This window comes from Pedobacter sp. HMWF019 (assembly GCF_003061025.1).
In the GTDB taxonomy this organism is placed as follows: Bacteria; Bacteroidota; Bacteroidia; order Sphingobacteriales; family Sphingobacteriaceae; genus Pedobacter.
The window spans coordinates 1-6,358 of record NZ_QAIL01000146.1 but is presented as its reverse complement, the minus strand read 5'-3'; the positions used below and the strand labels follow the sequence as shown (position 1 = coordinate 6,358).

General features: G+C 39.7%; 8 protein-coding genes. 4 read left to right on the top strand and 4 right to left on the bottom strand.

Annotated features, from left to right (window positions below; translation table 11 throughout):
- Positions 1-184: 184 nt before the first annotated feature.
- Together DBR11_RS09570 and DBR11_RS09565 are read right to left on the bottom strand one after the other, a co-directional pair.
- Positions 185-817, bottom strand: a complete 633-nt coding sequence (locus tag DBR11_RS09570) for a gluconate 2-dehydrogenase subunit 3 family protein (RefSeq protein WP_108551988.1) — start codon at positions 815-817, stop codon at positions 185-187.
- 11 nt (positions 818-828) lie between these two features.
- Positions 829-2,565: a GMC family oxidoreductase gene (locus DBR11_RS09565; protein WP_108551986.1), complete on the bottom strand. Its 1,737-nt coding sequence runs from the start codon at positions 2,563-2,565 to the stop codon at positions 829-831.
- 165 nt (positions 2,566-2,730) lie between these two features.
- Here DBR11_RS09565 and DBR11_RS09560 point away from each other — a divergent pair, with 165 nt between their 5' ends.
- The 3 genes from DBR11_RS09560 to DBR11_RS09550 are packed head-to-tail and all read left to right on the top strand — an operon-like array spanning position 2,731 to position 5,136.
- Positions 2,731-3,480, top strand: coding sequence for a prolipoprotein diacylglyceryl transferase (locus DBR11_RS09560; RefSeq protein ID WP_108551984.1), 750 nt, complete (start codon positions 2,731-2,733; stop codon positions 3,478-3,480).
- A complete protein-coding gene (locus tag DBR11_RS09555; RefSeq protein WP_108551982.1) occupies positions 3,473-4,873 on the top strand; it encodes a radical SAM protein in 1,401 nt (466 codons plus the stop codon). Before DBR11_RS09560 ends, DBR11_RS09555 begins: the two co-directional genes overlap by 8 nt.
- Positions 4,867-5,136, top strand: a complete 270-nt coding sequence (locus DBR11_RS09550; protein WP_108551980.1) for a hypothetical protein — start codon at positions 4,867-4,869, stop codon at positions 5,134-5,136. The genes DBR11_RS09555 and DBR11_RS09550 overlap by 7 nt, the downstream gene beginning before the upstream one ends.
- A gap of 83 nt (positions 5,137-5,219) precedes the next feature.
- Here the strand turns inward: DBR11_RS09550 and DBR11_RS29540 are convergent, their stop codons facing one another.
- The gene (locus tag DBR11_RS29540) at positions 5,220-5,387 is read right to left on the bottom strand and encodes a hypothetical protein (protein WP_158275253.1); all 168 of its coding nucleotides are present in this window, start codon (positions 5,385-5,387) and stop codon (positions 5,220-5,222) included.
- Positions 5,388-5,455: 68 nt separating this feature from the next.
- Complete coding sequence (locus DBR11_RS09545) at positions 5,456-5,857, bottom strand: hypothetical protein (RefSeq protein ID WP_108551978.1); 402 nt, start codon at positions 5,855-5,857, stop codon at positions 5,456-5,458.
- A gap of 32 nt (positions 5,858-5,889) precedes the next feature.
- On the opposite strand from DBR11_RS09545, the gene DBR11_RS09540 reads away from it, so the two are divergent.
- Positions 5,890-6,351: a DUF1569 domain-containing protein gene (locus tag DBR11_RS09540; RefSeq protein WP_108551976.1), complete on the top strand. Its 462-nt coding sequence runs from the start codon at positions 5,890-5,892 to the stop codon at positions 6,349-6,351.
- Positions 6,352-6,358 lie beyond the last annotated feature (7 nt).

The window sequence follows — 6,358 nt, the reverse complement described above, 5'->3', positions numbered from 1 at the left end:
GTACACAATCTGGGCACAAGAGATGTTATCCTCGCCATTTATGAAGTTGCAACAGGTCAGCAAATCACTCCTGATACCAGAATAGTAGATAAAAACACCATTAATATCAATTTCGAGAACCGTTCACGCCATGAACACCTCAATGAAGGCAACTATAGGGTCGTGATCCGGTCCTGATTTTCTTTTAGATCTTTACATCCTGCATTCCATATTGCTTTAATACTTCATCGGGAACACCTTGCCATTGATTTGGAGCATTGCCGGCATAACCAATATCTGTTACACCAATTTTTGAAGTGTAAAAACCGGAGGCAGTCAGGTTTCTCATCCTGTTAAAAAAAGTCACTCCAGGCTTCATTTCCGGTTTGGCTTTTTGAGGATAGGCAATCTCATCGATCATGGCAATTTGCTCTTTTGCTGAAGCTTCAGCGAAAGTTTTCTGATAGCGGTTCAGACATTGCAGATCCAGCCATTTTAAACCACCGCGCATAGGGATCTTATGTTCCGGTATATCTTTTACTATAAATTCAATAAATTCCGGAACTTTCGCATCTGATGCGCTTCCGGAAACACCATCTTTTGGAATAATGATATCTGCTAGTACCGTAATGGTTGCCATTTCATGGCTGGTAAAGAACGTTTCCGAATGGAGTTCTTTGTCTCGTTCTATTTCCCAATGTTCCCGCCCAGCCTCTTTTGTTGCTTCTTGCGGAGTATTGGTGTCCGTTTTAGTTTCAGATGGCTTACAGGCATCTATAAGTACGCTGGTACTTATCGCTGTAAGTCCTAATGCTTTTATCGAATCACGTCTGTTCATAAGCTCAATCTTTAAATGTTTTGTTTTTTCTTTTGTGCCAGAATATATTCAGCAGTCCTCATAGACAAAGCTAAAATTGTCCAGGTCGCATTCTTATCTCCTTGCTGAACAAATGGCGCTGCATCAACCACGAATAGATTTTTACAATCATGAGCCTGACAGTACTTGTTTAAGGCAGATTTTTTAGGATCATCTCCCATGCGGATGGTCCCGACTTCATGAATAATCTTTCCAGGAGCCTCCAAGCCGTAATTTGTTTCCTGGCCCTGTATTTTTGAAGTAACCACAGCCCCCATTTCCTTCATAACAGAAAGGAAAGTCTCTTGCATATGTTTGGCTTGATTAATCTCCTCCTGTGCCCATTTATAATGAAACCTCAGCACAGGAATTCCATATTTATCTACTACATCCGGATCAATTTCGCAATAATTATCAGCTCTGGCTATAGCGGTACCACGGCCGGCCATACCAACTCCTGTTCCATAAAAACGGCGATAATCATCTTTCAGGGAAGCACCATATCCACCCGCATCTTTCATCTTTCCATTTCTGTCTGGCACCATGCCATTCATAATAGGTACTCCCGAACCAAACCCATAAGAAGGCATCCCCATTCCTCCACCATATTCTATATGATAACCTCTTGGAAAATTAAGTTTCTTATTGTCCAGCCACCAGGGAGAATAAATATGAACACTACCCACACCATCTTCATTATATCTTTTTCGATCCATTAATTGTGGTAAAAATCCAGAAACACTAGCTCCGGTAGAATCATGCAGATATTTACCAACTACCCCGCTGCTGTTTGCCAGTCCGGCCGGGTGTTGAGGAGATTTGGAATTTAAAAGAATCCTTGCCGACTCACAGGCACTCGCGCCCAGAATGACCAGTCTGGCATTGACCTGATACTCCTGCAGGTCCCTCCTGTTCACATAAGAAACGCCTTTGGCTGTTCCATCTTTATCCGTAATTACTTCCCTAACCATTGCATCAGTGATAACGGTTAAATTTCCTGTCTTTACTGCAGGGATAACCAAACAGGAAGAGGCAGAAAAATCGCCATATACCTTGCAGCTTCTACCACATTGGCCGCAGTAAAAACAAGGTGCACGATCATTGTTCCCTTTAATAGATTCGGTTAGTACAGCACCTCTGCCGGTAATCACTTTTACTCCGGCTTTCTCTGCGCCTTTCTTTATAAAAAGCTCATTCAACCGGGGTTTTGGTGGTTTCATAAAAATCCCGTCAGGTTCATTCTCTAAGCCTTCCACAGTACCATAAATACCAATCATGCGGTCAACCTTATCGTAAAATGGTTTCAAATCATCGTAGGTGATTGGCCAGTCATCTGTTAAACCATCTTTACATTTAAAATCGTGAGGGCCCATTCTCAGGGAAATCCGCCCCCAATGGTTGGTTCTTCCGCCAAGCATTCTTGACCTGAACCATTCAAATTCCGTTTTATCTTTTTTGGTATAGGGCTCCCCCTCCAGTTCCCAACCTCCATAAGAAGCATCAAAATCGCCAAAAGGTCTAACCGTTCCTGCTCCTCTGCGCGGAGATTCCCAAGGCCATTTTAATTGGTGTGCATCTAATTTTGGATCGAAATACTGACCAGCTTCAAGCATTAAAACCTTCTGACCAGCATTAGCCAGGACATATGCAGCCATTCCGCCGCCGGCGCCAGAACCTACTACAATAGCATCATAAATAGTAGGTGATTTTTTGATTTGAAATTCACTCATATATTTGGTTCGGAGTTTTAAGACTACAATATATGACTTTCAAATAGTTTGTTACAACTTAACTAAAACAATTTATCAACGCCAGCATTCAGAACTAGACTGGCTGCCGAAAAATCATAAAGGATACATAAATTGTTGTAAATTGGTATCACCAAAATTTAAAATTTGCATTATCCAACCAATATTCCACTGGGTGAATCCGCCGTCCCAATCCATTTTATATGCGAAACACTCGCTTATTTTCTTGGTTACCGGTACTATATTTATTTAAGAAGTAAACAAGTCGATCAGATCAGCGATGAACACCGTATTCTTATTTTCATTGGTGCTGCCCTGGGCGGCTTTCTGGGATCTCACATTCTTGGTGTTTTGGAAAATCCGCAATACCTGAAAAACATGAACATCCTCTATTTCATGAGAAATACCACAATTGTTGGTGGTTTACTGGGTGGACTGATTGGTGTTGAACTGATAAAGAAGAAAATCGGAGTATCCGTCTCCTCGGGTGATATGATGGTTTACCCAATTATACTAGCCATGATCCTTGGCCGTTTAGGCTGTCATTTTGCGGGTTTAGATGATGGAACCTATGGAATTCCAAGTTCCTTACCCTGGACAATTGATTTTGGTGACGGTTTAACAAGGCACCCCACTAATTTATATGAAATCATTTTCTGGATTCTTCTATGGGTCTCACTTTACAATCTTGAAAAACAATACCTGCTGGAAAACGGTGCACGCTTTAAAATGATGCTTACCGCTTATCTATTTTTCCGTTTTTGCATTGAGTTCATAAAACCAGATTATGTTTTTAGTTTTGGTTTATCTGTAATACAGCTGGCCTGTATTGCCGGACTATTATATTACTATAGATTATTCGTTAACCCCTCAAAACTACTGAAATCCTATGCCTGAACGCCCATACATTTATTACGATTATACCATAAGTCTGTGCAGTACCTGCCTTAGAAGAATTGATGCTAAAATTGTTTTTCAGGACGATAAAGTTTACATGCTTAAACACTGCCCAAAACATGGACGGGAGAGAGTACTGATTGCAACCGATATAGAGTATTATAAAAGCTGCCGGAATTATGCAAAAAGAAGTGAAATTCCCTTAAAATTTAATACTTCTACCCATTTTGGCTGTCCTTATGATTGTGGCTTATGCCCGGACCACGAACAACATTCCTGTTTAACCGTTATTGAAGTTACTGACCGCTGCAATCTCTCTTGTCCTACCTGCTATGCTATGTCTTCACCCAGCTATGGCCGCCACCGAACGCTGGAAGAAATTGAGCAGATGTTTGATGTGATTGTTGCTAATGAAGGCGAACCAGATGTAGTACAAATCAGTGGAGGAGAGCCAACTGTACACCCTCAGTTCTTCGAAATCCTGGATATAGCCAAACGCAAACCCATAAAACACCTCATGCTGAACACGAACGGTATCAGGATTGCAAAGGATGAAAAATTTGTGGCCCGTTTAGCTTCTTATATGCCCGACTTTGAAATTTATCTTCAGTTTGATTCATTTAAAAAAGAAGCCCTGGAGAAATTACGTGGTGAAGATTTAAGAGAAGTAAGAAAAAAGGCCATTGAACACCTTAACAAATATAATCTATCCACAACTTTAGTGGTCACCTTACAAAAAGGATTAAATACTGATGAAATCGGAGAAATTATCGAGTATGCTTTAAAACAACCCTGCGTTAGGGGTGTCACTTTTCAGCCAACTCAACAAGCCGGTCGCCTGGAAAATTACAACCAGGCAACTGACCGATATACTTTGACCGAGGTCAGATCGGCCATTCTGGAGCAAACTGATGTGTTTACTGCGGCTGATCTTCTTCCAGTTCCATGTAATCCTGATGCTCTTGTCATGGGTTATGCTTTAAAACTCGGCGGAAATGTTTTCCCACTAACCCGACTGATCGATCCTAATGATTTGCTGGACAATTCCAGAAACACAATTGTATATGAAAACGATGAGCATTTAAAGCCACATTTACTGCATATGTTTAGTACCGGCAACTCCGTAGAGGTGGCAAATGAACATTTAAAATCAATTCTGTGTTGTTTACCTGCTATTGATGCTCCTGAACTGAGTTATGATAATCTTTTTAGAGTTATTATCATGAACTTTATTGATGCACAGAATTTTGATGTCAGAGCCATCAAAAAATCTTGTGTACACATTGTTAATAAAGACATGAAAATCATCCCATTTGAAACCATGAATCTCTTTTACAGGGATGATAAAATTGAATATCTAAACGTTCTTAAAAATGAAGTGAATATATGGTAGAGCAACAACAAAACAAGAAACCTGGTGATTTGAAAATACTGGGTATCAATCTGGGTATCTTTGCAGTGTATTCCATTTTATGTGTATATACCGGTGGCGGAGATGGTGGTATTGCCGCTTTTATGTTTGCTGGGTTCCACGCTTTTATTTGTGTCATCCTGGCTATTGTTCAAAAGCGATGGATCTGGGTGTTGGCTGCTTTGCTGATTCTGGTAATTGGTTTTGCAACTTGTGTGAGCAATTTCAAGTTAGACATCAGGTAAGGGATTGATATCATGGTGTTTATTAAAAAAAGATATATCTGCAGATATATCTTTTTTTGCAGGGTGCTTACCTGGCTTTTCGTCTAATCTGGATTTTCCTTCTCTTCTTTGTTTTCTGCCCATTCCATCCTGTCTTTCTCTCTCGTTTTTTGCAACACAGGAGGCGGACCGCCCAGTCCAATACCAAATGAGGCTAATATAATTAAGATACCAAGTCCGGTAAGACGCAGTATTTTTTTCAACTGTTTCATAGAAAATTATGTAACCGGCCTACAACAGCCCTAGTGTCCGTTAATAAATTTTAATAAAATGATTGGAACTAGGCAAGATTAAAGAACTGGCGTCTTCTGCCGAACATTAGAAATGCTTTTTTAAGGAATTTCATCTCTATGGATGCAATCAGGAGCATCAGGATTGCCATGAGCAACAACTTGATATGAATTTCTATAGAATAGATGAAAGACAAAATCAGCTGAGATATGTTTAGAATTTTATAGGCCAGCCTGATTAAAACCCTTCGGTGCAAAAAACTCTTGTAGTAGATTTGAGCTTTCTTGAAACTTTCTATATGGACAGGCTGCTCAGTTATTGCTTTAGTTTCAAAGCCAGAAGTTCTCGAAGCTGCAATACCGAACGAATTCAACAAACCAAAAAATAATAGAATCGCCAGCATGATATGCGGCAAAATTCTCCAGTTTATTTTTTGTTGCAAATTGTTCATCTTTAACAAAGATAACAAAACCAATCATCACTATGGCCTTACCTAATATTTTTAAAAAGGATGTTTCTGTTGACGTTGTTCAGAGAGTCAAACAGCTTGCGCCTGATACCCTTCCAGGCTGGGGAAAAATGAATGTAGCACAAATGCTTGCCCATTGCAATGTGACCTATGAAATGGTCTATGAAGAAAACAAACATCCTAAACCTGGATTTTTCATGAAGTTAATCTTAAAAAATGTAGTAAAAAAAATTGTAACCAATGAAACACCTTTCAAAAAGAATGGACAAACGGCTCCTCCTTTTTTAATTACTGACACCCGGGATTTTGAAGCAGAAAAGAACAGATTGATCCAACATATTGAAAAAACGCAGGAACTTGGAGAAAATCATTTTGAAAAAAAAGAGTCTCACTCCTTTGGACAACTCAACTCAACAGAATGGAACAATATGTTTTATAAACATCTGGACCACCATTTAACTCAATTTGGTGTCTAATTATTTT